This is a genomic window from Enterobacter sp. H2G27 (assembly GCF_054403075.1).
In genome coordinates this window covers 687532-709289 of sequence record NZ_JBSVSI010000001.1, presented here as the reverse complement: position 1 = coordinate 709289, position 21758 = coordinate 687532, and the positions used below count along the sequence as shown (strand labels likewise).

Sequence of the window (21758 nt, the reverse complement as noted above, 5' to 3'; positions counted from 1 at the left end):
ATGACACGTCGTTACGTCCTGTGACGGTTTAGCTGCGCGGATGCCTTAACAGCTTCTTTACGTACTGGTGAAGCATCTCCGCATCCTCTACCGGTACCTGCGATTCAGGCCTGACGCTCTCCAGCGCGCCTTCCACGCTCTCAATCAACGCCTGCTGATCGGTTTTCGCCATTTGTCGCAGCAGCGCGGTGACCACAATCTCAAGCGCTTCGACCTGAGCCACCAGCTCTTTTGACTCTTCTTCCTTTTGTGCAAGCTTGACCAGCAATTCAGCAATGAGGTTTTTCATCGTGCCAGTTCCTTTTCAGTTTTGTCTGACGTTATCACTCTGAATCCCTATTGCAAAGAGAAGAAATTAATTATGGTATGCAAAAGTGACACAGGAACAAAAATAAAGAGGTAGCGCCGTGAGCGAAACGTTTTTCTAAAAAAAGACGCCGCATTTTGTTATATAAAAATGCGGCTACCATAAGAATATATAATACATCAACTAAAGTGTTATCTCGCCGATTTGGCCTCCGCTATTTGTCTGCGGCGTCGCAGCGCAATAGCCAGCTGGATAATATTGATTAAAACGACAATCGCTGTCGCCGCAAATACCCAACGAAAACCGGCCATCGCAGAAACGGATGCGCCAATAAGCGGGCCGGCAACATTCCCCAGATACATAAACGACTGGTTATATCCAAAAATACGCCCCGTCACCTGGTCGCTGGAATATTTGACCAGCAGGGTCTGTACCGCAGGCAACATGGCGCCATCAGCAAAGCCGAGCAGAAATCGCAATATGCCAAGCTGAAGCGGAGAGGTGACAAACGACATCGCGAAGAAGAGCACCACCGCAAAGATCAGCGTCGCCATCAGGATGCGCGCCGTGCCGATCCTGTCCCCCAGTTTTCCCAGACGCGGCGCGGAAATCAGGGCAGATACGCCCGGCACGGCGGCAATCATGCCGCTAAGAAAAGCGATATTCGTGCTCTCCGGCTCCATCGACTTGATAAACAGCGCCAGAATCGGCCCCACCGAACCATTACAGAGCTGGATCACCATAGTGGTCACAAACAGGCTGATCATCAGGCCCGGATAAGGCAGCGAGGCGAAAACGGCCTTGCCGCTGAGGCGTTCAGACTTACTGATAACCGGGCGGCCCCCTTCTTTAATCAGAAAGAGCGTGACCAGAAAACTGACCACCAGCAGAACCGCAGTGATGATAAATACCGCGCGCAGTCCGACGTGGTCCGCCAGAAAGCCCCCCAGCAGCGGCCCACCGATGACGCCGCTGATCTGTGCCGTGGAGAGCGTACTCAGCGCCCAGCCGCTACGCTCGCGCGGCACCTGCGAGGCGACAAGCGCCATGGCGTTTGGAATATACCCGGACGTCAACCCCATCACCGCCCGCAGGAAGAACAGCTGCCAGACGTTGGTGGCGAAGGCCTGCAGCAGAATGGCGATCGCCATCCCGAGCGAAGCGCGTAGAAGCATCAGCTTACGGCCTTTCCGATCCGCCAGGCTGCCCCACATCGGTGACACAATGGCGGAAACCAGAAACGTGACGCTGAACGTCAGACCGGACCACATGGAAAGTGCTTCATGCGAGGTCACCCCCAGCTGCGACACGTACAGAGGCAGGAACGGCAAAATCTGGCTAATGGCCAGTCCGGTAAAGAAGCAGCCGAACCAAACCGAGATGAGATTAACTTTCCAGGATTCCATAAAGAAATAGTCTTTATTTTTAGGCGAATTCGCCGACAGATTAGCAAGTTACGCGTATTAACGTCGCACCAGAGATGCGGCCCGACTGACTTTGGTGTTTTATCTCCCCAGTCATCATATTTGTGAAATAAGTCACAATTCATCCATTTTCTGGCGGAATATTATGCTTCAATGGCAGAGGCCAAAACCGCGCATTCCCAGATGAAAATGGTTGGCATGCGCCGCGTTATACTCCGGCCCCAGTCCGTTTCCGTAGTACCCACAGCTCGCCGCCAGCATGGCCTTCAGCCAGGGCTGCGTGGTGGCCGCCTTCCAGCCGTTCAGCACCGTGACGCGTTCACCGTTCGCCAGACGAAAAGCAGCGATATCCAGCGCCTCCGCCGTGGCATGTTCACTGCGGCGCGCGTCAGGGCGATGATAAATATTGCGGCAGGCAAAGCTGCCGAGGTGGTCGATACGCGCCAGGTCACTGCCCGTATAACGTTTTGTCAGCGGCCGGGCCTGCTGGCTGATATAGAGGGCTGAGCTGAGCGCCAGCGGGCAGCTGGCAAGAAAACTGCTGTTCAGCCCGACCGGGCCGAAGTCACTCACGCGCACGACGTTATTAAGCGGACACGCGCCGCCGCTGTCAGCCACCGGCCGGGTGCGGATGAGATCGCGTTGATTAGCCTGTGCGAGCAGGCTCGCGCACGCCTCGGGGGTTAAACGCCGAAGCTTATACTGGGTGATTCGACCCGGCGGGTCGTCAAGCGTCAACGGCATGAAAGGGTTGTAGTAAGGCGGCAACCAGCGGTAACCCACCGTTGCAATGGCCAAAATGATAAATACGGTCAGCAGCGTTTTTCCTTTCACACTCCCCCCTCAACATTCCCCAAAACATTATGGCAGAAGGCCGCGAAACCCGCCGGGCATCGTGGTATGTTATTGGCTTTTCGTCATACTGGAAGAGAGTGAGATGGCTAAGCAGCGCGTAGGTATTGTCTTTGGGGGAAAATCAGCGGAACACGAAGTGTCATTGCAATCGGCCAAAAATATCGTTGATGCGATCGATAAAAGCCGTTTCGACGTGGTGCTGCTGGGCATTGATAAACAGGGCCAGTGGCACGTTAACGATGCCAGCCAGTATCTGCTGAATGCCCACGATCCGGCACATATCGCCCTGAATCCTTCAGAAATTAGCGTCGCCACCGTACCCGGCGTCGTTAAAGGGCAGCTCATCGACGCCGGCAATGCGCAGGCTCTCGCCCAGATCGACGTCGTCTTCCCGATTGTTCACGGCACCCTGGGCGAAGATGGTTCCCTGCAGGGAATGCTGCGCATGGCCAACCTGCCGTTCGTCGGCTCGGACGTCCTCGGCTCAGCCGCGTGCATGGACAAAGACGTCACCAAACGCCTGCTGCGCGATGCCGGGCTGAATATTGCGCCGTTCGTGACGCTCACCCGCGCCAACCGCGACAAACACAGCTTCACGCAAATCAGCGCAGAGCTGGGTCTGCCGCTGTTTGTGAAGCCTGCAAACCAGGGCTCCTCCGTGGGCGTCAGCAAAGTGACCAGCGAAGCTGAGTTCACGCAAGCCGTCCGCCTGGCGTTTGAGTTCGACCATAAAGTGGTGGTTGAGCAGGGCATCAAAGGTCGTGAAATTGAGTGCGCCGTGCTGGGCAACGATTTTCCCCAGGCGAGCACCTGCGGTGAAGTGGTCTTAAACAGCGACTTCTACTCGTACGACACCAAATACATTGATGATAAAGGCGCGCAGGTTGTCGTGCCTGCGGATCTCGATCCGGCGGTTAACGATAAGATCCGGGCGATCGCCATTCGCGCTTATCAGACGCTCGGCTGCTGCGGCATGGCGCGCGTGGATGTGTTCCTGACGGCGGAAAACGAGGTGGTGATCAATGAAATTAACACGCTGCCGGGGTTCACTAACATCAGCATGTATCCGAAGCTGTGGCAGGCGAGCGGCCTGAGCTACCCGGAATTGATCACCCGCCTGATCGAGCTGGCGCTGGAGCGTCACGCCGCCGACAGCGCGCTTAAAAGTTCCGTAAACGGTTAATCGGCGCGCTTCGCCGACTCAGCCTCATCCGCTGTCGTCTCTTCAGGGCGACGGCGGATAATCAACCCCGCCAGCCAGAAACTAATGACCCAGGTCACCAGCCCTACGGCATACGTTTGCCAGCCTTTTGCTTCAAACCCCAACAGGCCCACAACACCGTTAAGAATAAAGATCAGCCCGATAGCGAAGGCGTAGTAGTGCCAGTCACGGCGTAGTTTGGACGTGAGCTTCATAACAACTCCGGCAGGAAAAAAAGACATCCTCTCACAGTTTTACGGCCAGGTCTGTGGCAGATACGGAAATTCTGAAACGCGACGCAATTTCACTTAAGTTAATAAATTGTGACGTGCTGCAGAAATCAACAATCCAGGAGGATTCCGGCGCGTAAATTACCACGATTCTGATATTGACAAATGCGATGACCTGTCAAACTCACCCTGTACGAAGCGTATTAACAGAGCGATTTATCCGGAGGTCATCATGGCTGACTTTACATTGTCGAAACCGATTTTTGGCGGAAAACCAAAAACCTCTACGGCGGGTAATATCGCGTATGCCCTGTTTGTCCTGTTCTGCTTCTGGGCCGGCTCACAGCTGCTCAATATGCTGGTCCATGCGCCTGGCGTTTATGAACATCTGATGCAGGTGCAGGATAACGGACGCCCGCGAGTTGAGATTGGCTTTGGCGTCAGCACCCTGTTCGGCCTGATCCCCTTCCTCGCGGGATGCATGATTTTAGGCGTTGTCGCGCTCGTCCTGCGCTTTCGCCGTCGCCATTAAAGCCCCATACAGCGAGCCCGACGATCGTCCACGCGTTTTGCGAACCACGCGGTGGTCAGGTTACGCGTGATCTTCGGGCTTTCCAGCTGAATGCCCGGCAGGATAGCCCTCGGTAACGTTTTCCCGCTTTTCTGCTCTGCGAGCGCAAACACCTTCTTGTACAGATCCGTTCTCTCAAAGGCCAGACTATCGCCTTTCTCAAGCTGACGGCGAATGTCGCTGTTGCTCAGACCCAGCGTTCTCGAAAGTTTCCGCACGGCCAGCTCGGTGCTCCCTGCTTCGCTGCTGCCGTAAGCGATGAGATCGCCGTCCAGCGCGAGCTTGACGCCGCTTGCGCGGCTGACCGCACTCTGGAATGCCGCATTACGGCTGGCATACCAGCCGGCGTTAAAGTCGGCAAAGCGGTACAGCGGCTCATCGTAGTTCGCCGGATAGTTCAACAGGTGATACGTGCCGAACCACAGTCCTCCGCGCAGGGAGAAGACCTCCTGACGCACCGTACCGTCGATTTTCCACGGATAGCCGTCGGTGTGTTTCTCCGCGAACGCGATGCTTACCTGCATTGGGCCACCGGTGTGGACCGGGTTCAGTGAGCCAAACAGCTTCTGCCCCATTGGGACCATGCTGATGAAATCATCAAAGATGGCGCTAAGCTGTTTTTCGGTTTTCACCGTATCCAGCCGTTCGCTGTAGCTTTTGCCGTTCGGTGAGGTGATTTTAAGCGCGGTATGCACGAGGAACACCGGGATATGCATGGACTCCGCGCGGCGGTCGATCTCTTTCCAGGCGATTTTGTTCAGACCCGGCACAGCCGGATCTGACTGGTACATTGACTCCTGCTGCGCCACCGCCAGCACCGAACAGATGTTCTCCTCGGTCGGCGCGATCTTTTGGCTTTCAAAGGTTTTTGCCAGCGCGTCTGCCCACGCATTGCGATCCTTTACGCTGGCGGGCATTTTCTGCCGCACAACGCTCGCCACATCAACGGGCTTCTCGCCCTTTTTGAGCGGAGCAGCCCCCTTTTCGGCACAGCCTGCCAGTACAAAAGCGGCCAGAATGGTCAACGGTAACGCGCGCGGTACGGCAAAAGACATAGCAACTTCCTGTATTAGCTAAATGTGTTGGTGACTTCCTGCAGGTCACGATCGTCCAGCTCGCGTTCAAAGCTGCGCAGACGTTTGTAGATGGACATCAGTTCTACCAGCGTGGTCCAGGAGCTGATCAGGTACTGGAACGACCCGCGAACCTGACCGAAAACGTTGGTGATCTGCGTCATCAGACCGAGCGTAATCGTACCCGCAACAATGGACGGAAACAGCAGGAACAAACCGAAAACGTTATCCACCTGCAGATACAAAATACGCGCGATGTTGAAATACATATAGTGGAAGTAGAGACGGAAATAGTTGCGACGCACGGCGCCAAACAGCTCGCGGACGGTCGGCGGCGAGGCGCGGTTGGCATCGTCTTCGCCATAAACCAGCTCTTTACGATATGCGGCTTCGACGCGTTGATTTTTAAACTCCAGCCCCGGCAGTTTGATCCCCACCACCGCCAGCAGGCCCGTCCCCATCAGCGACCAGACGATCGCGGCAATCACCAGACCATACGGAATATGGCCGACAATCGGCAAATCCGGTACATGCGCCGAGAGCGTTACCAGCACCGGCAGGAAGGCAATCAGCGTCATAATGGCGTTGATAAAGCTGACGCCCATGTCTTCAAGCGTGGAGGCAAAACGCATGGTGTCTTCCTGCACACGCTGTGCGGCACCTTCGATATGGCGCAGGTGCTGCCAGTGCGCCATATAATGTTCGTTCATCGCGGTACGCCAGCGGAAAACGTAGTGGCTGACGAAGAAATTGTTCATCACGCCGATGATAACCGCAATCAGGGCGATGCCGAGGAAGACGCCAACTTCATGGTAGAACTGATTGATGGTCACCTTATGCGGCGAGCTCAGCGCGGTCTGGATCAGATCGTAGAACGGCGCATACCAGGCGTTAACCGCCACGCCCACTTCCACCAGGAACCAGGTCACGAAGATAATCAGCGATGTGCCGAGGATCGACCAGTACTGCCAGCGGTGCGGAGAATAGACAAACCAAAAAAGGGCAAACAGCCCTACGCACACCGTGTAGTAGGCATAAAACAGCAGGTAGCTGAGTGACCAGAAGCGCGCCGCGCTAATCGGTACCTCGCCTGTCGCTCCCGTGATGCGCGTCAGCCATGCGCCCCCGCCCGCCTGCCAGAAAATGACAGCGATCAGTGCCCAAATAAATGCCGACAGGAAAAAAGGCCCCGGCTTTGGGAAAAAAGACTTAAACATAATGCTTCCTTCTTGTTGTTATGGCTGTTGCTGTGCACAACACGTTACCAAACGAAATACCTGCCCAGGCCAGCCTCCCGGCTCAGGCAAAAAGGTCAGACCCGAGGGTTGATTATTAGTTCGCTTTCCAGTTTTCAAGAATTGTTTCGGTGCGTTTCACTGCGAGAGGGTTCGCTGGCGCAATGAAGTTACGCCAGACGTCGTTGTGATGGTTAATCAGGATCTGTGCTTCAGCAGCCGGGCGGTTGGATGTGGTATGGGCATCTTCCGCAACTGTGATGTGATAACCCCGGCTAACGCCGTTCTTGATCGTCGCATCGACGCAGTAATCGGTGGCGCAGCCGCAGATGACAAACTCGCGAATGCCCTGGTCACGCAGCAGCGTCTCAAGCCCGGTGTTGTAGAAGGCATCGCAGGCCGTTTTGGTCACGTAAAGCGCGTCAGCCGGCTGATGGAGTTCAGGCAGTAGCGCAAACCCTTCACTTCCCTCTTCCAGCCCCCCGGCCTCGGTGTGCTGAATAAAAATCACCTTGTCGGCAGCCTGCGTAAGCTGGTTGATCAGAGAAACACACTTTTCGCGCTGATGACGAGGGGTTTCAAATACCCCGTTCTGCATATCGACAACCATAACCACACGCTTCTCAGACATACCGTTCTCCGTAAGATTGAGTGACACTGGTGCCTATCATAAGCCCGATGTCACAAAATGGGAGATGGCTCGTAAGTAAATTGTTCATATTTACCCATGGTTACGTTTTTCTCGCTATCGTTATGCAATTCGGGGCATTGCGCGGTACCGTTTAGTAGTATAAATACCCATAACTTTCCTATTTCACTTCATGGATGCTTTTCGTTGAAACGTTGTCTGCTCTCTTTTGCCGCGCTGTGTGCGGTGAGCTTTTCTACCGCCCAGGCAGCCCAACCGCTGACGGCTCCCGTTTTAGCTTCAGATATTGCCGATCGCTACGCGAACCTTATCTATTACGGCAGCGGCGCGACCGGAATGGCGATGGTCGTCATCGACGGAAACCAGCGCGTGTTCCGCAGCTTTGGCGAAACGCGCCCGGGAAATAACATTCATCCGCAGCTGGATTCCGTTATCCGCATCGCGTCCTTAACCAAGCTGATGACCAGCGAAATGCTGGTGAAACTGCTCGACCAGGGCGTGGTGAAGCTCGACGACCCGCTCAGCAAATACGCGCCTCCAGGCGCCCGGGTTCCAACCTATCAGGGTACGCCGATTCGGCTTGTGAACCTTGCCACCCACACCAGCGCCCTGCCGCGTGAGCAGCCGGGCGGGGCGGCGCACCGTGACGTATTTGTCTGGCCAACGCGCGACCAGCGCTGGAGCTATCTGAGTACCGCCACGCTGAAGGCGGCTCCGGGTTCGCAGGCCTCTTATTCAAACCTGGCCTTTGACCTGCTGGCGGACGCCCTTTCAACGGCGGCTGGCAAACCTTATACGCAGCTGTTTGAAGAGCAGATAACCCGTCCGCTGGGCATGAAAGACACCACCTTTACCCCGTCCCCGGATCAGTGCCGTCGCCTGATGGTGGCGGAGAAAGGCGCAAGCCCCTGTAATAACACGCTCGCGGCCGTGGGCAGCGGCGGGGTCTATTCCACGCCTGGCGACATGATGCGCTGGATGCAGCAGTTCCTTTCCTCGGATTTCTACGCTCGCAGCAGCCAGGCCGATCGTATGCAAACCCTGATTTATCAGCGTACCCAGCTGCACCGCGTCATCGGGATGGACGTGCCGGGTAAAGCCGATGCGCTCGGCATGGGCTGGGTCTATATGGCGCCAAAAAATGGCCGTCCGGGTATTATTCAGAAAACTGGTGGCGGTGGCGGGTTCATCACCTATATGGCGATGATCCCCCAGTCAAACGTGGGCGCGTTTGTGGTGGTGACCCGCTCCCCGCATACGCGTTTCGTCAATATGAGTGACGGGATTAATAACCTGGTGGCTGAGCTGAGCGCCAATAAAGCCCAGGTTCTTACCGCGTCCAACTGATATTAATATTCCGTGGGCAAGCGGTTGATGCTGACCAGCTTGCCCCGGCTCATATTGATATAGTTTCCCTGTCGCAGGGCGGCCAGAACCTCGGCAACAACAGAACGTGAAATACGTGTGCTTTGCTGAATATGATTCATCACACCGATTTTTGAACGCAGCGTTTCATCCCACTCTGCCATATTTAACAGCATCGCGCGGATCTGGTGATAGGAGTTATTGCCAACCAGCTGCATATCGCGTTTTTCAAGAATGTAATTTATCCACGATAACCAGCAGAAGGCCTCTTTCCAGAGTGAATTCTGTTGAATGAGTTGACGGGTGGTTTCCGTAGACAAATAAAAACCGGTACAGGCTGTTTTTGCCATCACCCTATATTCCTGAGAGTGATGAATCATCACCGTCGACAGACCGAAAATAAAAGGAGCAGTCGCAATTCCAACCAGCAGCTCATCAGAGGAACGGTAGACCTCAATAACACCGGTTTGTAATACAATCGTACGAGGCTCATTCCATTCATCTGACGTTATTAATTGTTGGGGCGTACATGTAAAAGGAGTACTGGCCGATATTAAACACTGTTCGAGCCGGCGTAATTCAGAAAGCGGTTTCGCATTAACGTTCATGCAGACCTCAAAACATCCGTATTTGTCGGTTCAATATTATTTTTATTGCTTTTGGAAAAGTGGGGAGGTCATCCCTCCCCCGCTTTTATGCATTACCAGTTATATTTCACACCCAGGTTTGCGCCCCAGTTCTGGTCAACGTCACCGCCGCCCAGATAAGTGGCATCAGTGTAAGCACTGAAGTTCTTCGTGAAGCTGAACTGGGTGCCCAGCCCAACTCGAACAGCTGAACCTTTCACGCCGTTATCAATGCCGTCGCCGTTAATATCGGCATTGTTATCGGCGTCGTCATAGACGTAGGCCAGTTTGAAGTAAGGGGTCAGAGCCTGATCGCCGCCGTAGTTGAAGGTATAACCCGTATCAACACCGAGTTCATAACGAAGGCTGTCGTAAGATTGCCCATCCATGCGCATGTCATTGCTCAGACGATAATCATCACCAGACTGGAACAGACCCGATACGGCTGCGTATGGCGTAACGTAGCCAGAGAGGTTTGGTTTCCAGTCATAGCCCAGCTTCAGCCCAAAACCAACAGCGTCGCTGGTGGTATTACCGTCAACATACTGACCGTTGCTCATGTTAGCGGAAAGATCGCTGTTGAAGCGGGTGTAGCTCAGGGAGCTGTCGAGGAACAGGTCGTTCATGAACTTGGCTGACGCGTAGATCATCGCCGTCTGGCTGTCCTGATCGACCTGACCGGTACGATCGCTGATATCACCCTTCGCGAAACCTGCCGCACCACCGACGATCCACTTCGCGTTATTACCGTCAATCTGGGTATCCAGACCCACCATAATACCGCTCACGTCCTGATCGTAGCTGATAACGCCACTGTCACCGTCGAAGTTGCCGCCGAAGTAGCTCACCCACGCTCCGCCGTTATCCGCCAGGCCGTGACGGCTGTTTGTCAGACGCGAGCCTACGGTATCCTGCTGCAGATTCCAGATATTGGTATTGGCAGAAGGAATGCTCAGCGCCATATTCGCGTAGTCGGTCAGCGCTTTCTGCTGGAGGACAACGGAGTCACCCTGCTGCTGCGCCTGGTAAGTGTAAGCACCTAAATCGGCTCTGTTTGCGGCAGTGAAGCTGGCTGTGGTATCCGCGTTATTGTCATAAACGCGAATAATCTCTTTGTTTTTGTAATCAGCAACGGAACCTGCTCCGGTCGCGCCGTCAATACGGACCTGGTAGTTGCCTGCAACATCACCGTTCACCGCCAGATGGCCGTCAGAGTTAATGGCCACAACGCCGTAGTCATAATCGGCGCTGCGCTTATCGTTGGTGATATAGCGAGCGTTGTTCAGATCGCTGTTCAGCACGTAATCACGGCTGGCAACGTTTAACACACCGCCATCGGTCAGTACCATATTGTGCGTATCAACCTGGCCCAGCCCCAGCGCCAGTTCTGCACCGTTATCCACGGTGATAGTGTTGGCATAAAGATCGGCCGTTTCTTCCGTCAGTGCCGCACGGCTATAGCTGTCCAGATACAGATGGTCGGTGGCTACGTCGCCGCTGTCGCCGATATTCAATGAGGAAGCATTGGTCAGAGTGATGGTATCCGCCAGCAGGCCAGAGCTTTCAACATTGACCTGAGAATGGTTGTTTACCGTCAGCGTGTCGATGTTAGACATCTTACGGGTATCCCACTCGGAGCCGTTATCCAGCGCGATGTTAAACAGACCGCTCTGATACACCGCTTCGCCCGCAACGTGTCCGTTGCTGTCATAGGTGGAATCCGGCCAAATGCTGTTAGGAGACAGAGTGCTCCAGTCTACGTTGCTGTAGCCCTGGCCATACATCTGCGCCGTGCCAATAGCCTCGACGCTGGACTGCGCTGCACCGACCCATTTGCTGCCGTTGGTGAGAGTAACATCCAGCTTATCGGTGCCATCCCAGCCGTTGGTAGTAGGGTTAGAGATGCCGTCTGCGGTGGTATCGGTTGCCGGATCGCCGTTCGGGAAGAAGTTGTTGTCGAAGGTGCTGGAGAACAGAATATCGCCAGTCACGGTGGAGTGATCGAACGTGGCGGTGGTCTGCATCGCGTTATCAGACGCGCTGGCGGCCACAATCAGCGCCGCATCATCTGCCGCTGTCGCGTTAGTTTCACCGTAGTCGCTCGGCTTCGCGCTTTGACCGTAGAATCCGCTGGTCCCTAAATCGCTGTACGCACCGGAAGTCAGTACCGAATCTTTCACAACTAGCGTGTCGGTAAAGACTTTGCTGCTGTTGGCTACGCCTTCAACTCCGTCGTATGGGGTATTATCCAGTTCCTGATACCCCTGCGTCAGGGTAATCCCCGCAACGTGGGAGTTATTCTGGATCACAATATCAGATTCAACATCCAGGGTAATCGCGTTACCGAGAGCATAGGTGTCCAGATAATGCGTTTCTGTGCTCTGACCATTTACGACGTCATAAGCGTAATGCTCATAGGTATCGTTGATCGTAGAGTTATCCACGGTCAGGCTAAAACGATCGTACTGAGAATGGGCCGTGCCGTCGGTATCTATACCATCAGCACACGAGGCGGTCATACATTCAGAAGTGATCAAGCCATTAATGGTGCTGTTGGAAATGCTCAACGCATTTGCCCGACCATTGATACCATCATCAAGATAATACGTTGAAATAACGCCATTCACGGTGGCTTTATTAATCACAGGATAAATATCACCATCGTGGATGGCATCTGAGTAATCCCAGTCGGCATAACCATAATACCAGGGGTTGGACGCTGTATTATCGTATCCGAAGGTATTATATGTCGTACCAGAAATATCCTTCGCATTGGCCTGAGAAGCGATAGCCAGGGTGCAGGCTAATGCAAGTTGAGATACAACCAGTTTCTTTTTCCATGTTTGCATTGGGTCATCCCTCCTCAGGGACGTAAGCAAGTTTGTCCATCAATGAATTTGCAATATTTAATTGCGGAGGGAATTATGCAGTTTCACTTCGAAAAGGTTCAATGAATGTTTCCATTAAGTCCGTATTCAGACAAAAAACACATCCAGACCACAAAGCATAAGGCGTCATAAAATAAATATTATAAAAACAGAATGTTAATGCACGGCCAAATCAATCGAAAAAACACCATAAAAATAATAAATTATTTTTGATTATGCATTCATTACCATATAGAAATAACACGAATATCTCATTCTTCTCTCAGAGTTATAGTGACCTGCATTATATATTATTGGTAACAGGCAAACTCACCTGCCGCATTTTGCAAAAGCAAAATGCCCACTTTAGTAAAACACCCGTCGCCACTTTGAGGTACACTAGCCTTCTTTGTTCCACAAACATCAGGCATACCATGACCGATTTAATTGCACGTCCCCGCCGCCTGCGCAAGTCACCTGCACTGCGCGCTATGTTTGAAGAGACAACCCTGACCTTAAACGATCTGGTGTTGCCGATTTTTGTCGAAGAAGAGATCGATGACTACAAAGCCATCGAAGCCATGCCGGGCGTAATGCGCATTCCGGAGAAATATCTGGCGCGTGAGATCGAACGTATCGCCAACGCGGGTATCCGCTCGGTGATGACCTTCGGCATCTCCCACCATACTGACGCCACCGGCAGCGACGCGTGGAAAGAAGATGGCCTCGTCGCCCGCATGTCCCGCATCTGCAAAGAGACCGTGCCGGAAATGGTGGTGATGTCCGACACCTGCTTCTGTGAATATACCTCTCACGGCCACTGCGGCGTGCTGTGCGATCACGGCGTGGATAACGATGCTACCCTGCTGAACCTCGGCAAGCAGGCGGTCGTCGCGGCCGCTGCGGGTGCGGACTTCATCGCGCCATCTGCCGCAATGGACGGACAGGTTCAGGCGATTCGTCAGGCCCTTGACGCGGCCGGTTTCACCGACACCGCCATCATGTCTTACTCCACCAAATTTGCCTCCTCCTTCTACGGCCCGTTCCGCGAAGCGGCGGGAACGGCGCTGAAAGGCGATCGTAAAACCTATCAGATGAACCCGCTGAACCGTCGGGAAGCGATTCGTGAATCCCTGCTCGATGAAGCCCAGGGCGCAGACAGCCTGATGGTGAAACCGGCTGGCGCGTATCTCGATATCCTGCGCGACATCCGCGATCGCACCGAGCTGCCGCTGGGCGCTTACCAGGTCAGCGGTGAGTACGCGATGATCAAATTCGCCGCCCTGGCGGGTGCCATTGATGAAGAGAAAGTGGTCCTGGAAAGCCTGGGCGCGATCAAACGCGCGGGCGCGGATCTGATCTTCAGCTACTTCGCGCTGGATCTGGCCGAGAAAAAAATTCTGCGTTAATCCGCTTTAGCGCCGGGTGGCGGCTTCGCCTGGCCCGGCCTGTTCTCTGCTCAAATCTTCACCCAACTGCAATACAATCGACATCTGCTCCTTCTACTGTCTTCGCAAGACGGCAGGAGGAGTAACCATGTTTAGCCTCGATAGCGTTCTCGACGATCTTTGGCCTCAGGCGAGGCCCGCCCCCTGGCAAAAAAGTCTGTTAAAAAGACTGTTCTACGAAGACGAATTTCAGCAATTTGCCGCAGCCCACCGCCACCTGAAAGGCCTGGATATGGTGGAGCAGGTTCTGGAGCACCTTGATATTCTCTGCACCGTTTCCGCCCGCGATCTCGAACAAATCCCCGAACATGGCCCGCTGGTCATCATTGCCAACCACCCGACGGGTACGCTGGACGGCCTGGCGCTGCTGTATGCCGTCTCCCGCGTGCGGCGCGATGTTAAAGTCGTAACCAACCGGATGCTGACCCACCTTGAGCCCCTCAGCTCGCTGTTTATTCCGGTGGACAATATGGGCGGCAGGACGGCGAAATCGTCCCTGGTGCAGATGGAACAGCATCTGCAAAACGCGGGCGTGCTGATCTTCTTCCCGGCCGGAGAAGTTTCCCGCCCTACGCTCAAGGGCATTCGCGATAAGAAATGGCACTCCGGCTTTATCAAACTCGCCGGCAAGCTGCGCGCCCCGCTGCTGCCGGTGCATATTCAGGCGCATAACAGCCTGCTCTTTTATGCCAGCACGCTGGTCTCTCCGACGCTGTCGATGCTGCTGCTGATGCAGCAGATGTTCCGCCGCCGCCACAGCCAGCTGCCGATCAAAATCGGCCAGCAGATTACGTGGCATCACTGGCACAGCGCTAACCTTTCGTCGCGTGAGATGGCCGAGCAGTGCCGTCAGCACGTGATGCGTCTTGGCAAGGGATTGCCCGGGGTCTTTAAAACCCAGTGCGCGATTGCCCGTCCGGAAGACCGGGCCACACTGAAACGCGCGCTGGCGCAGGCCGAGAGCCTGGGAAAAACCAGCGACGGTAAAACCATCTATCTTTGGCAGCGAAACGGCCAGGAAGACGCCCCGCTGCTGCGCGAGCTGGGCCGCCTGCGCGAGATTGCCTTTCGCGCGGTGGAGGAAGGGAGCGGCAAACGCCGGGACACCGACAGCTACGACGATGATTATCTGCACCTGATCCTGTGGGATGAGGACGATCTGGAGATCGTCGGGGCGTATCGCTTTATGCCGACGGCCATGCAGATCGAAAAGCGCGGCGTTGAGGGGCTGTACAGCTATAGTCTGTTCCACTACGACGACAAAATGCAGGACGTGCTGGAGCACGGCATTGAGCTGGGGCGTAGCTTTATCCAGCCACGCTACTGGGGACGCCGCGGCCTGGACTATTTATGGTCCGGCATTGGTGCCTATCTGGCGCGTTATCCGCACTACCGCTACCTGTTTGGCCCGGTCTCCATTTCCGGCGGCTTACCGCCTGCCGCGCGGGATCTGCTGGTGGCATTTTATCGCCTGTGGTTCCCGGCGACGCATCCGCTGGCCGCGTCACGTCAGCCGTATCCCGCATCGCTGCCGGACGTGCTCGCGCAGTTTGGCGGCGTGGATTACGTGGACGATCTGACAAAGCTGAAATCCCTGCTCGGCAATCTTGGGTGCGGCATTCCGCCGCTCTACAAGCAATATTCCGAGCTGTGCGAGCCCGGCGGCGTGCAGTTTATTGATTTTGGCAGCGACCCGGCGTTCAGCAACTGTGTTGACGGGCTGGTGCTGGTGGATTTGTGTTATCTGAAGGCGAACCGCTATCAGCGGTATATTGAGGCGCATTTACAGCCCTCTCCCTAAAAGGGAGAGGGTTAGGGTAAGGGGATCAAGGCGCACGGTAAAACGGCTTATCCCCCAAAATCGTCGCCCGCTGCATAATCCGGCGTTGCGGAAGATAGTCCGCATTGGCGTAGTGCTGCGTCACGCGGTTATCCCAGATCGCCAGGTCATTCTCCTGCCAGCGCCAGCGTACCTGGAACTCCGGTTTGGTGATATGCGCGAACAGGAAACCTAACAGCGCCTCGCTCTCTTTCTCGGACACATCCACAATGCGCGTCGTGAATCCTTCGTTCACAAACAGCGCCTGCTTGCCCGTGACCGGATGGGTCCGCACCACCGGGTGCAGCAGCGGAGGATGTTTCGCAACCGCCTCCTGCCAGCGCTGATGTTCCTCTTCACTCTTGCGATACTTGTATTCCTGGAATGATTTTTTGAAGTCGTGCTCCGCCCGCAGCCCGCTCAGCAGCGTCCGGAACGGCACTGACAGCGCCTCATACGCCGCAATCCCGCTGGCCCACAGCGTATCGCCCCCCGTATCCGGCAGCAGCTTTGCCGCCAGAATCGCCCCCGCAGGCGGCGTCTCGATAAAGGTTACGTCGGTATGCCAGTTGTCGTTGTCCGGCGGATTATCGTTGTGGGTGTCGAGGACGATAATCTCCTCCACCCCTTCCGCATGCGGATAGACGGGGTGAATATGCAGATCGCCAAAGCGCAGGGCCAGCGCGCGCTGCTGCTGCGGAGTGATCGCCTGCTCGCGCAGGAATACTACCTGATGACGCAGCACCGCGTGGTACAGCTGCTCGAACTGGTTATCGCTCAGCGGACGGGTCACATCCAGGCCCGATACCTGTGCGCCAATGTGCGGCCCCAGCGGGGTAATGGTCAGACGTTCACTCATTGTATTTCTCCATGCCAGGGCGTCAGACGGCGCTGTAACGCACGCAGCCCCAGTTCTAATCCGAAGGCGATCGCGGCGATCACCGCGATCCCTGCCAGCACCACGTCAGTCGCCAGGAACTCCCCCGCCGACTGCACCATAAAGCCAAGGCCGCGCGTGGCCGCAATAAGCTCTGCGGCCACCAGCGTGGACCAGCCCACGCCAAGGCCGATGCGCAGCCCGGTTAAAATCTCCGGCAGTGCGCCCGGTAAAATAACGAACAGCAGCACCTGCGTGCGGCTGGCTCCCAGCGACTGCGCCGCGCGGATCCGCACCTGCTGGGCGCTCTTCACGCCCGCCAGCGCCGACATGGCCACCGGGGCGAAAATCGCCAGATAAATCAGCAGGATTTTTGAGGTTTCACCGATGCCGAACCAGATCACCATCAGCGGCAGATAGGCCAGCGGCGGGACCGGACGGTAAAGCTCAATCAGCGGGTCGAGGATGCCGCGCACCGTCGGGCTCAGCCCCATCGCAATCCCCACGGGAATGCCGATAATCACCGCCGCCAGCAGCGCCACCAGAATGCGCGCCAGGCTAGCGCCTAAGTGCTGCCAGAGCGTGGCATCCATAAAGCCCTGCGGGCCGGCGATGGTAATGAGTTTGGCCAGCACCTGTCCCGGCGGCGGCAGAAACAGCGGGCTGACCCACTGCAGGGCAGCAACTGCCCACCACACCGCCAGCAGCACCAGCAGCGTACCGACGCTCAACGTGATTTGACGTGAGAAAGGCCAGCGCAGCGCCAGACGCGTGCGGCGCGTTTTTTCACTGAAGACGATGCTCATGAGAAAGCCTCCCGCTGTTCAAACACGCGGCTTAAAACGTACTCACGCTGTTCGATAAACAGCGGATCGGATTTGATGCCGCGCACGGGTTCCCCGGCGACGTAGCGGCGGGCGAAATCCAGCGGCAAACGCTCCAGCACGCGGCCCGGCCCCGGCGAGAGCAGCACCAGCTCGGTGGCCATAAATACCGCCTCTTCGATATCGTGGGTAATCAACAGCACCTGCTTGCCCGTCTCATGCCAAAGGCGCAACAGCAGGGTTTGCATCTGCTCGCGGGTGAAGGCGTCGAGCGCCCCGAACGGCTCGTCCAGCAGCAACAGCTGCGGATTCGCTGCCAGCGCGCGGGCAATCCCGACACGCTGTCGCTGGCCGCCGGAAAGCTGCCAGATATAGCGTTTTTCCGCCCCTTCCAGCCCCACTTTTTTCAGCATCGCCCGCGCCGTTTCCAGCCGCTGTTCACGATTGATGCCCGCAAGCTGCAGCCCAAACGCCACGTTTTCCTGCACGTTGCGCCACGGGAGCAGGCCTTCATTCTGGAAGACCACGCCGCGCTCGGCGCCGGGGCCTTCCACCTTTTTGCCTTCCAGCTGAATGGTGCCATGCTGATAAGGGACAAACCCGGCGATCAGATTCAGCAGCGTGGTTTTTCCGCACCCGGACGGACCCAGCACCACCAGCAGTTCACCGCTGTCCAGCGTCAGGTTGATATCTTCCAGCGCGGGTTTACCACCGTAATCAGCAGACAGATTTGTAATATTCAGCATGGCGGACTCCTTATTTCACAAAACGATCGGTTACGTACTGGCTGTAATCCGTCGCCACCGCGGGCACTTTGCCCTGCTCTTTCAGGAAGGTGGCGGTATCTACAATCGCTTTGTTTACCGGCCCGGTCAGCTGCTGCACCTGCTGCGCGGGGGTCAGATAGGTATTGCCCTTCACCAGCCCCGGCACGTCCGCTTCCGGCACGCCGCTCAGGCGGGAGAGTTTTTCCAGGTTGGCGGGCTGCTTCAGCCATTCATCCGGGTTGCTGATGTACGGCTGCTGAGCGTCAATCGCGCTTTTGGCGAAGGCTTTCACCACCTCAGGATGTTTCTCGGCGAAGTCTTTACGTACGACCCACACGTCGAGCGTTGGCGCCCCCCACTGGCCCACTTTTTCGGAGTCGGTCAGCACGGTGCCGTCTTTTTCCAGCTCGTTCACCGCAGGTGCCCACACATAGGCCCCGTCAATGTCGCCACGCTGCCAGGCCGCGATAATCGCCGGTGGCTGCAGGTTGATAATTTGTACCTGCCCCGGTTTGATGCCCCAGTGTTTTAGCGCCGCCAGCAGGCTGTAGTGGGTGGTAGAGATAAACGGCACGGCGATGCGTTTGCCGATCAGGTCTTCCGGTTTGGTGATGCTTTTCTTCACCACCAGCGCTTCAGAGTTACCGAGCTGCGAGGCGAGCAGGAACACCTCAATCGGCACCTGCTGGCTGGCCGCAACCGCCAGCGGGCTGGAACCGATATTGCCGATCTGCACGTCGCCGGAGGCTAGCGCACGCACCACGGACGCGCCGCTGTCGAACTTGCGCCAGTCGACTTTCGCGCCGCTCTCTTTGGCAAAGGTGTTGTCCGCCTGCGCGACTTTCGCCGGTTCCGCAGAAGTTTGATACGCGACGGTGACGTCCACCGCCTGCGCCTGAAATGCCCACAGCGCCAGTGCGCCGAGAAGTGTGATTCGCGATGAAATTGCCATAGTGCCTGCTCCCCTTGTTGTTATGAGGGCAGTATTTCCAACGCGGGAATTTTGATAAAGGAATAAAAATGAATCGCTCATAACGATTCGTTTTTAGATAAAAAGCGGGAAAGGATAGTTGGTTTTGTGCGGTTCGTTTTTTCCCCTCTCCCCGTGGGAGAGGGTCAGGGTGAGGGCATCAGCGCTGCGCGTTCAGCTCAGCAATATCCTTCGGCGTGGTGCGACAGCATCCGCCAATCAGCTTCGCGCCGGCTTCCAGCCACTGCGGCAGATACCCCGCCAGCGTCTCGCAGGCTTCACCGTGGTGGTGCCAGGTTTTGGTCACCGCGTCATAATGCTCGCCCGAGTTCGGGTAGACCACCAGCGGCAGCGGCGTCAGGCTTTGCAGATGCTTCAGCGCGGCCGTGGTGTTTTCCAGAGCGATACAGTTAATGCCCAGTGCGACAATGTGCGGCGAGTTTGCCAGCACGCTGACCACGTCACGCAGCGGCGTACCGTCGCTCAGGTGCTCGCTGTCCCGCAGGGTAAAGGAGAACCACGCCCGGGCGCGGGGATACTCGGCCAGAAGCGCCGCCAGCGCCTTAGTCTCGGCAAACGAGGGCAGCGTTTCGCAGGCCAGCAGGTCAGCGCCCGCGTCCAGCAGCGCTTCCACGCGCGGCCGGTGGAAGTCGGTAAATGCTTCCGCACTGCGCACGTAGTCGCCGCGATACTCTGAGCCATCCGCCAGATACGCGCCATACGGCCCAACGGATCCCGCCACCAGCAGCGTGCCCGCATGCGGATTTTCAGCCAGATACGCTTCACGCGCCTTACGTGCCAGCTCCACGCTTCTGCCAATAAGCGCCCGGGACTGCGCCTCGTCGAGGCCGCGTGCCGCAAAGCCCGCAGGCGTGGCCTGATAGCTGGCGGTGATCGCCACCTGCGCGCCCGCGCGGTAGTAATCCAGATGCACTTCGCGGATAAGCTCCGGGTTTTCCATCAGCACTTTGGCAGACCAGAGGCTGTCTGCCAGGTTACAGCCGCGCGCTTCCAGCTCCGTCGCCATCGCGCCATCCAGCACCACAAACGGCTGTTTTTCAAGGATGGCGGTAAGCGGATTATTCTGCGACATGTTCAGGCTCCTGCGATGTCATATTTCGGGTCAGGTAGTAGGCACCATAACACAGGGCGACAAACGGGATCCCGCAATAAAGGGCAATGCGCTGGCTTGGGTCAAACCACAGGCCGACACAGGCCACTACGCAGAGGATAAACCCGAGCACCGGCACCAGCGGATAGCACGGCGCGCGGTACTGCAGCGCAGAGAGCGGCTGCCCGGACTGCAGATGGCGACGACGGAAAACGAAGTGCGACGCGCAGATGCTGATCCAGACGGCCACCACCGCAAAGCCAGAAATCGCCGAGAGCGCGACAAACACCGTGTCCGGCGCCACCACGCTTGAGAACAGCGCCAGCACGCCGCCGAGCATAGAAACCGACAGCGCCGTCAGCGGCACGCCGTTTTTATTTACGCGGGCAAAACAGCGCGGGAGCGTTTTCTCATTAGAAAGCGACCACAGCATGCGCCCGGAGGCGTACAGCCCGGAGTTCGCCGCCGAGAGGATCGCCGTCAGGATCACGAAGTTAAAAATATCCGCCGCGTAAGGAATACCGACCTTTTCAAACACCAGCACGAACGGGCTCTTTTCCACGCCCGCCTGCTGCATCGGGATCAGCGCCGCCAGCACAAACACGGTACCGATAAAGAAGATAATGAGGCGCGCAATGGTAGTGCGGATCGCGACCGGAATCACCTTGTGCGGATTTTCAGTTTCCCCCGCCGCAATACCGATGAGCTCGGTCCCGGAGAAGGCAAAGTTCACCGCCACCATGGTCATCAGGATCGGCAGGCCGCCGTGCGGGAACCAGCCCTCGGCGGTGATGTTGCTTAAGCCCGGCGCGGGTGAACCATCCTGCATCGGGATAAAGCCAAAGACCGCCGCGCCGCCAAGAATAATAAAGGCGATGATGGTGATGACTTTCACCAGCGAGAACCAGAATTCGCCTTCAGCAAAGAAGCGCGTCGAGATGACGTTCAGGCCAAAAATCACCACGCAGAAGACCACGCACCACGCCCAGACGGGCACATGCGGGAACCAGTACTGCATACAGAAACCCGCGGCGGTGAAGCTCGAGCCGAGCGCTACCGTCCAGGTGAGCCAGTAGAGCCATGCCACGGTGTAGCCCGTCGCCGGGCCAAGATAGCGAGCGGCATAGACGTGGAACGCGCCGGTTTCCGGCATCGCCACGGAAAGTTCGCCCAGACACTGCATCACCAGCCAGACCACCAGCGCGCCTATCAGGTAGGCCAGCAGCGTGCCCGCTGCCCCGGTCGTGGAAATGATGTAGCCGGTATTGAAGAATAACCCTGTCCCAATCACGCCACCCAGCGAGAGCATAATCAGGTGGCGTGTTTTCATGGTGCGCTTAAGCTGCCCATTTTCTTGTTGTGTTTGCATATTACCTTCTATACGTATGGACATCTAAACATCCAAAGAAGGTGTGTTATACCGCGATTGTTAATAAAAAGCTAGATGACCAGACGCAAACGGGCGCGCCGCGCGCTGAGTCTGGGGTGGGTTGTGAGGATCACATAGAGAATCGGACGCCAGGCCATAAGCACCTCCGC

The 21758-nt window shown here is 56.4% G+C and carries 20 protein-coding genes; 5 read left to right on the top strand and 15 right to left on the bottom strand.

Features of this window, described 5'->3' with window-relative positions:
* Positions 1 to 28 precede the first annotated feature (28 nt).
* The 3 genes from iraP to ACW9E7_RS03285 form a co-directional block, all read right to left on the bottom strand.
* A complete protein-coding gene (gene iraP, locus ACW9E7_RS03295; RefSeq protein ID WP_023293178.1) occupies positions 29 to 289 on the bottom strand; it encodes an anti-adapter protein IraP in 261 nt (86 codons plus the stop codon).
* Positions 290 to 498: 209 nt separating this feature from the next.
* Complete coding sequence (locus tag ACW9E7_RS03290) at positions 499 to 1713, bottom strand: multidrug efflux MFS transporter (RefSeq protein WP_458727253.1); 1215 nt, start codon at positions 1711 to 1713, stop codon at positions 499 to 501.
* A 168-nt stretch (positions 1714 to 1881) separates the two neighbouring features.
* Positions 1882 to 2565 (bottom strand): extensin-like domain-containing protein, encoded by a 684-nt coding sequence (locus ACW9E7_RS03285; RefSeq protein ID WP_458727252.1) that lies wholly within the window; start codon positions 2563 to 2565, stop codon positions 1882 to 1884.
* 103 nt (positions 2566 to 2668) lie between these two features.
* Between ACW9E7_RS03285 and ddlA the strand changes: the two genes are divergently transcribed.
* Entirely contained in the window at positions 2669 to 3769 is a 1101-nt protein-coding gene (gene ddlA / locus ACW9E7_RS03280; RefSeq protein WP_111963444.1) for a D-alanine--D-alanine ligase, read from the top strand.
* On the opposite strand, the gene ACW9E7_RS03275 is transcribed toward ddlA, so the two are convergent.
* Positions 3766 to 4002, bottom strand: coding sequence for a DUF2754 domain-containing protein (locus ACW9E7_RS03275; protein ID WP_023334666.1), 237 nt, complete (start codon positions 4000 to 4002; stop codon positions 3766 to 3768). The two genes, ddlA and ACW9E7_RS03275, sit on opposite strands and share 4 nt — an antisense overlap.
* Before the next feature lie 247 nt (positions 4003 to 4249).
* On the opposite strand from ACW9E7_RS03275, the gene ACW9E7_RS03270 reads away from it, so the two are divergent.
* Positions 4250 to 4549, top strand: a complete 300-nt coding sequence (locus ACW9E7_RS03270; protein ID WP_021241681.1) for a DUF2755 family protein — start codon at positions 4250 to 4252, stop codon at positions 4547 to 4549.
* Here the strand turns inward: ACW9E7_RS03270 and ACW9E7_RS03265 are convergent.
* The 3 genes from ACW9E7_RS03265 to ACW9E7_RS03255 all read right to left on the bottom strand — a co-directional run bounded on the left by ACW9E7_RS03265 (position 4546) and on the right by ACW9E7_RS03255 (position 7527).
* Positions 4546 to 5643 carry a DUF1615 domain-containing protein gene (locus tag ACW9E7_RS03265; protein WP_111963447.1) on the bottom strand — a complete coding sequence of 366 codons (1098 nt, stop codon included), beginning with the start codon at positions 5641 to 5643 and terminating at the stop codon, positions 4546 to 4548. The two genes, ACW9E7_RS03270 and ACW9E7_RS03265, sit on opposite strands and share 4 nt — an antisense overlap.
* 14 nt (positions 5644 to 5657) lie before the next feature.
* Positions 5658 to 6878, bottom strand: a complete 1221-nt coding sequence (gene sbmA, locus ACW9E7_RS03260) for a peptide antibiotic transporter SbmA (RefSeq protein WP_104949290.1) — start codon at positions 6876 to 6878, stop codon at positions 5658 to 5660.
* A gap of 115 nt (positions 6879 to 6993) precedes the next feature.
* Positions 6994 to 7527, bottom strand: coding sequence for an isochorismatase family protein (locus tag ACW9E7_RS03255; protein WP_115874321.1), 534 nt, complete (start codon positions 7525 to 7527; stop codon positions 6994 to 6996).
* A gap of 204 nt (positions 7528 to 7731) precedes the next feature.
* Here ACW9E7_RS03255 and ampH point away from each other — a divergent pair, with 204 nt between their 5' ends.
* Positions 7732 to 8892, top strand: a complete 1161-nt coding sequence (gene ampH / locus ACW9E7_RS03250) for a D-alanyl-D-alanine-carboxypeptidase/endopeptidase AmpH (RefSeq protein ID WP_111963450.1) — start codon at positions 7732 to 7734, stop codon at positions 8890 to 8892.
* A 2-nt stretch (positions 8893 to 8894) separates the two neighbouring features.
* Here ampH and ACW9E7_RS03245 read toward each other — a convergent pair whose 3' ends face one another.
* Together ACW9E7_RS03245 and ACW9E7_RS03240 are read right to left on the bottom strand one after the other, a co-directional pair.
* Complete coding sequence (locus ACW9E7_RS03245) at positions 8895 to 9518, bottom strand: helix-turn-helix domain-containing protein (RefSeq protein ID WP_127729731.1); 624 nt, start codon at positions 9516 to 9518, stop codon at positions 8895 to 8897.
* Positions 9519 to 9610: 92 nt separating this feature from the next.
* Entirely contained in the window at positions 9611 to 12385 is a 2775-nt protein-coding gene (locus ACW9E7_RS03240; RefSeq protein ID WP_458727251.1) for an autotransporter outer membrane beta-barrel domain-containing protein, read from the bottom strand.
* 452 nt (positions 12386 to 12837) lie between these two features.
* Here ACW9E7_RS03240 and hemB point away from each other — a divergent pair, with 452 nt between their 5' ends.
* Complete coding sequence (gene hemB, locus ACW9E7_RS03235; protein ID WP_458727250.1) at positions 12838 to 13812, top strand: porphobilinogen synthase; 975 nt, start codon at positions 12838 to 12840, stop codon at positions 13810 to 13812.
* Positions 13813 to 13939: 127 nt separating this feature from the next.
* Positions 13940 to 15652 carry a bifunctional ornithine lipid synthase OlsF gene (locus ACW9E7_RS03230; RefSeq protein WP_252092581.1) on the top strand — a complete coding sequence of 571 codons (1713 nt, stop codon included), beginning with the start codon at positions 13940 to 13942 and terminating at the stop codon, positions 15650 to 15652.
* Positions 15653 to 15677: 25 nt separating this feature from the next.
* Here ACW9E7_RS03230 and tauD read toward each other — a convergent pair whose 3' ends face one another.
* The 6 genes from tauD to mmuP form a co-directional block, all read right to left on the bottom strand.
* Positions 15678 to 16529: a taurine dioxygenase gene (gene tauD / locus ACW9E7_RS03225; RefSeq protein WP_133293860.1), complete on the bottom strand. Its 852-nt coding sequence runs from the start codon at positions 16527 to 16529 to the stop codon at positions 15678 to 15680.
* Entirely contained in the window at positions 16526 to 17353 is an 828-nt protein-coding gene (tauC, locus tag ACW9E7_RS03220; protein WP_048225831.1) for a taurine ABC transporter permease TauC, read from the bottom strand. Before tauC ends, tauD begins: the two co-directional genes overlap by 4 nt.
* Entirely contained in the window at positions 17350 to 18117 is a 768-nt protein-coding gene (tauB, locus tag ACW9E7_RS03215) for a taurine ABC transporter ATP-binding subunit (RefSeq protein WP_458727249.1), read from the bottom strand. Before tauB ends, tauC begins: the two co-directional genes overlap by 4 nt.
* A gap of 10 nt (positions 18118 to 18127) precedes the next feature.
* On the bottom strand, positions 18128 to 19090 hold the full coding sequence (gene tauA, locus ACW9E7_RS03210; protein WP_136195242.1) for a taurine ABC transporter substrate-binding protein: 963 nt from the start codon (positions 19088 to 19090) through the stop codon (positions 18128 to 18130).
* A gap of 178 nt (positions 19091 to 19268) precedes the next feature.
* Positions 19269 to 20201, bottom strand: coding sequence for a homocysteine S-methyltransferase (mmuM, locus tag ACW9E7_RS03205; protein WP_111963462.1), 933 nt, complete (start codon positions 20199 to 20201; stop codon positions 19269 to 19271).
* Complete coding sequence (gene mmuP, locus ACW9E7_RS03200; RefSeq protein ID WP_350587675.1) at positions 20188 to 21588, bottom strand: S-methylmethionine permease; 1401 nt, start codon at positions 21586 to 21588, stop codon at positions 20188 to 20190. The genes mmuM and mmuP overlap by 14 nt, the downstream gene beginning before the upstream one ends.
* Positions 21589 to 21758 lie beyond the last annotated feature (170 nt).

What these genes read in the sequence shown, in the direction of transcription:
- tauD (WP_133293860.1), bottom strand. Translation starts at nt 16,529, where the DNA reads ATGAGTGAACGTCTGACCATTACCCCGCTGGGGCCGCACATTGGCGCA.
- tauB (WP_458727249.1), bottom strand. Translation starts at nt 18,117, where the DNA reads ATGCTGAATATTACAAATCTGTCTGCTGATTACGGTGGTAAACCCGCG.
- ACW9E7_RS03255 (WP_115874321.1), bottom strand. Translation starts at nt 7,527, where the DNA reads ATGTCTGAGAAGCGTGTGGTTATGGTTGTCGATATGCAGAACGGGGTA.
- ACW9E7_RS03290 (WP_458727253.1), bottom strand. Translation starts at nt 1,713, where the DNA reads ATGGAATCCTGGAAAGTTAATCTCATCTCGGTTTGGTTCGGCTGCTTC.
- ACW9E7_RS03245 (WP_127729731.1), bottom strand. Translation starts at nt 9,518, where the DNA reads ATGAACGTTAATGCGAAACCGCTTTCTGAATTACGCCGGCTCGAACAG.
- sbmA (WP_104949290.1), bottom strand. Translation starts at nt 6,878, where the DNA reads ATGTTTAAGTCTTTTTTCCCAAAGCCGGGGCCTTTTTTCCTGTCGGCA.
- hemB (WP_458727250.1), top strand. Translation starts at nt 12,838, where the DNA reads ATGACCGATTTAATTGCACGTCCCCGCCGCCTGCGCAAGTCACCTGCA.
- tauA (WP_136195242.1), bottom strand. Translation starts at nt 19,090, where the DNA reads ATGGCAATTTCATCGCGAATCACACTTCTCGGCGCACTGGCGCTGTGG.
- ddlA (WP_111963444.1), top strand. Translation starts at nt 2,669, where the DNA reads ATGGCTAAGCAGCGCGTAGGTATTGTCTTTGGGGGAAAATCAGCGGAA.
- ACW9E7_RS03265 (WP_111963447.1), bottom strand. Translation starts at nt 5,643, where the DNA reads ATGTCTTTTGCCGTACCGCGCGCGTTACCGTTGACCATTCTGGCCGCT.
- ACW9E7_RS03275 (WP_023334666.1), bottom strand. Translation starts at nt 4,002, where the DNA reads ATGAAGCTCACGTCCAAACTACGCCGTGACTGGCACTACTACGCCTTC.
- mmuM (WP_111963462.1), bottom strand. Translation starts at nt 20,201, where the DNA reads ATGTCGCAGAATAATCCGCTTACCGCCATCCTTGAAAAACAGCCGTTT.
- ACW9E7_RS03270 (WP_021241681.1), top strand. Translation starts at nt 4,250, where the DNA reads ATGGCTGACTTTACATTGTCGAAACCGATTTTTGGCGGAAAACCAAAA.
- ACW9E7_RS03230 (WP_252092581.1), top strand. Translation starts at nt 13,940, where the DNA reads ATGTTTAGCCTCGATAGCGTTCTCGACGATCTTTGGCCTCAGGCGAGG.
- ACW9E7_RS03240 (WP_458727251.1), bottom strand. Translation starts at nt 12,385, where the DNA reads ATGCAAACATGGAAAAAGAAACTGGTTGTATCTCAACTTGCATTAGCC.
- tauC (WP_048225831.1), bottom strand. Translation starts at nt 17,353, where the DNA reads ATGAGCATCGTCTTCAGTGAAAAAACGCGCCGCACGCGTCTGGCGCTG.
- iraP (WP_023293178.1), bottom strand. Translation starts at nt 289, where the DNA reads ATGAAAAACCTCATTGCTGAATTGCTGGTCAAGCTTGCACAAAAGGAA.
- mmuP (WP_350587675.1), bottom strand. Translation starts at nt 21,588, where the DNA reads ATGCAAACACAACAAGAAAATGGGCAGCTTAAGCGCACCATGAAAACA.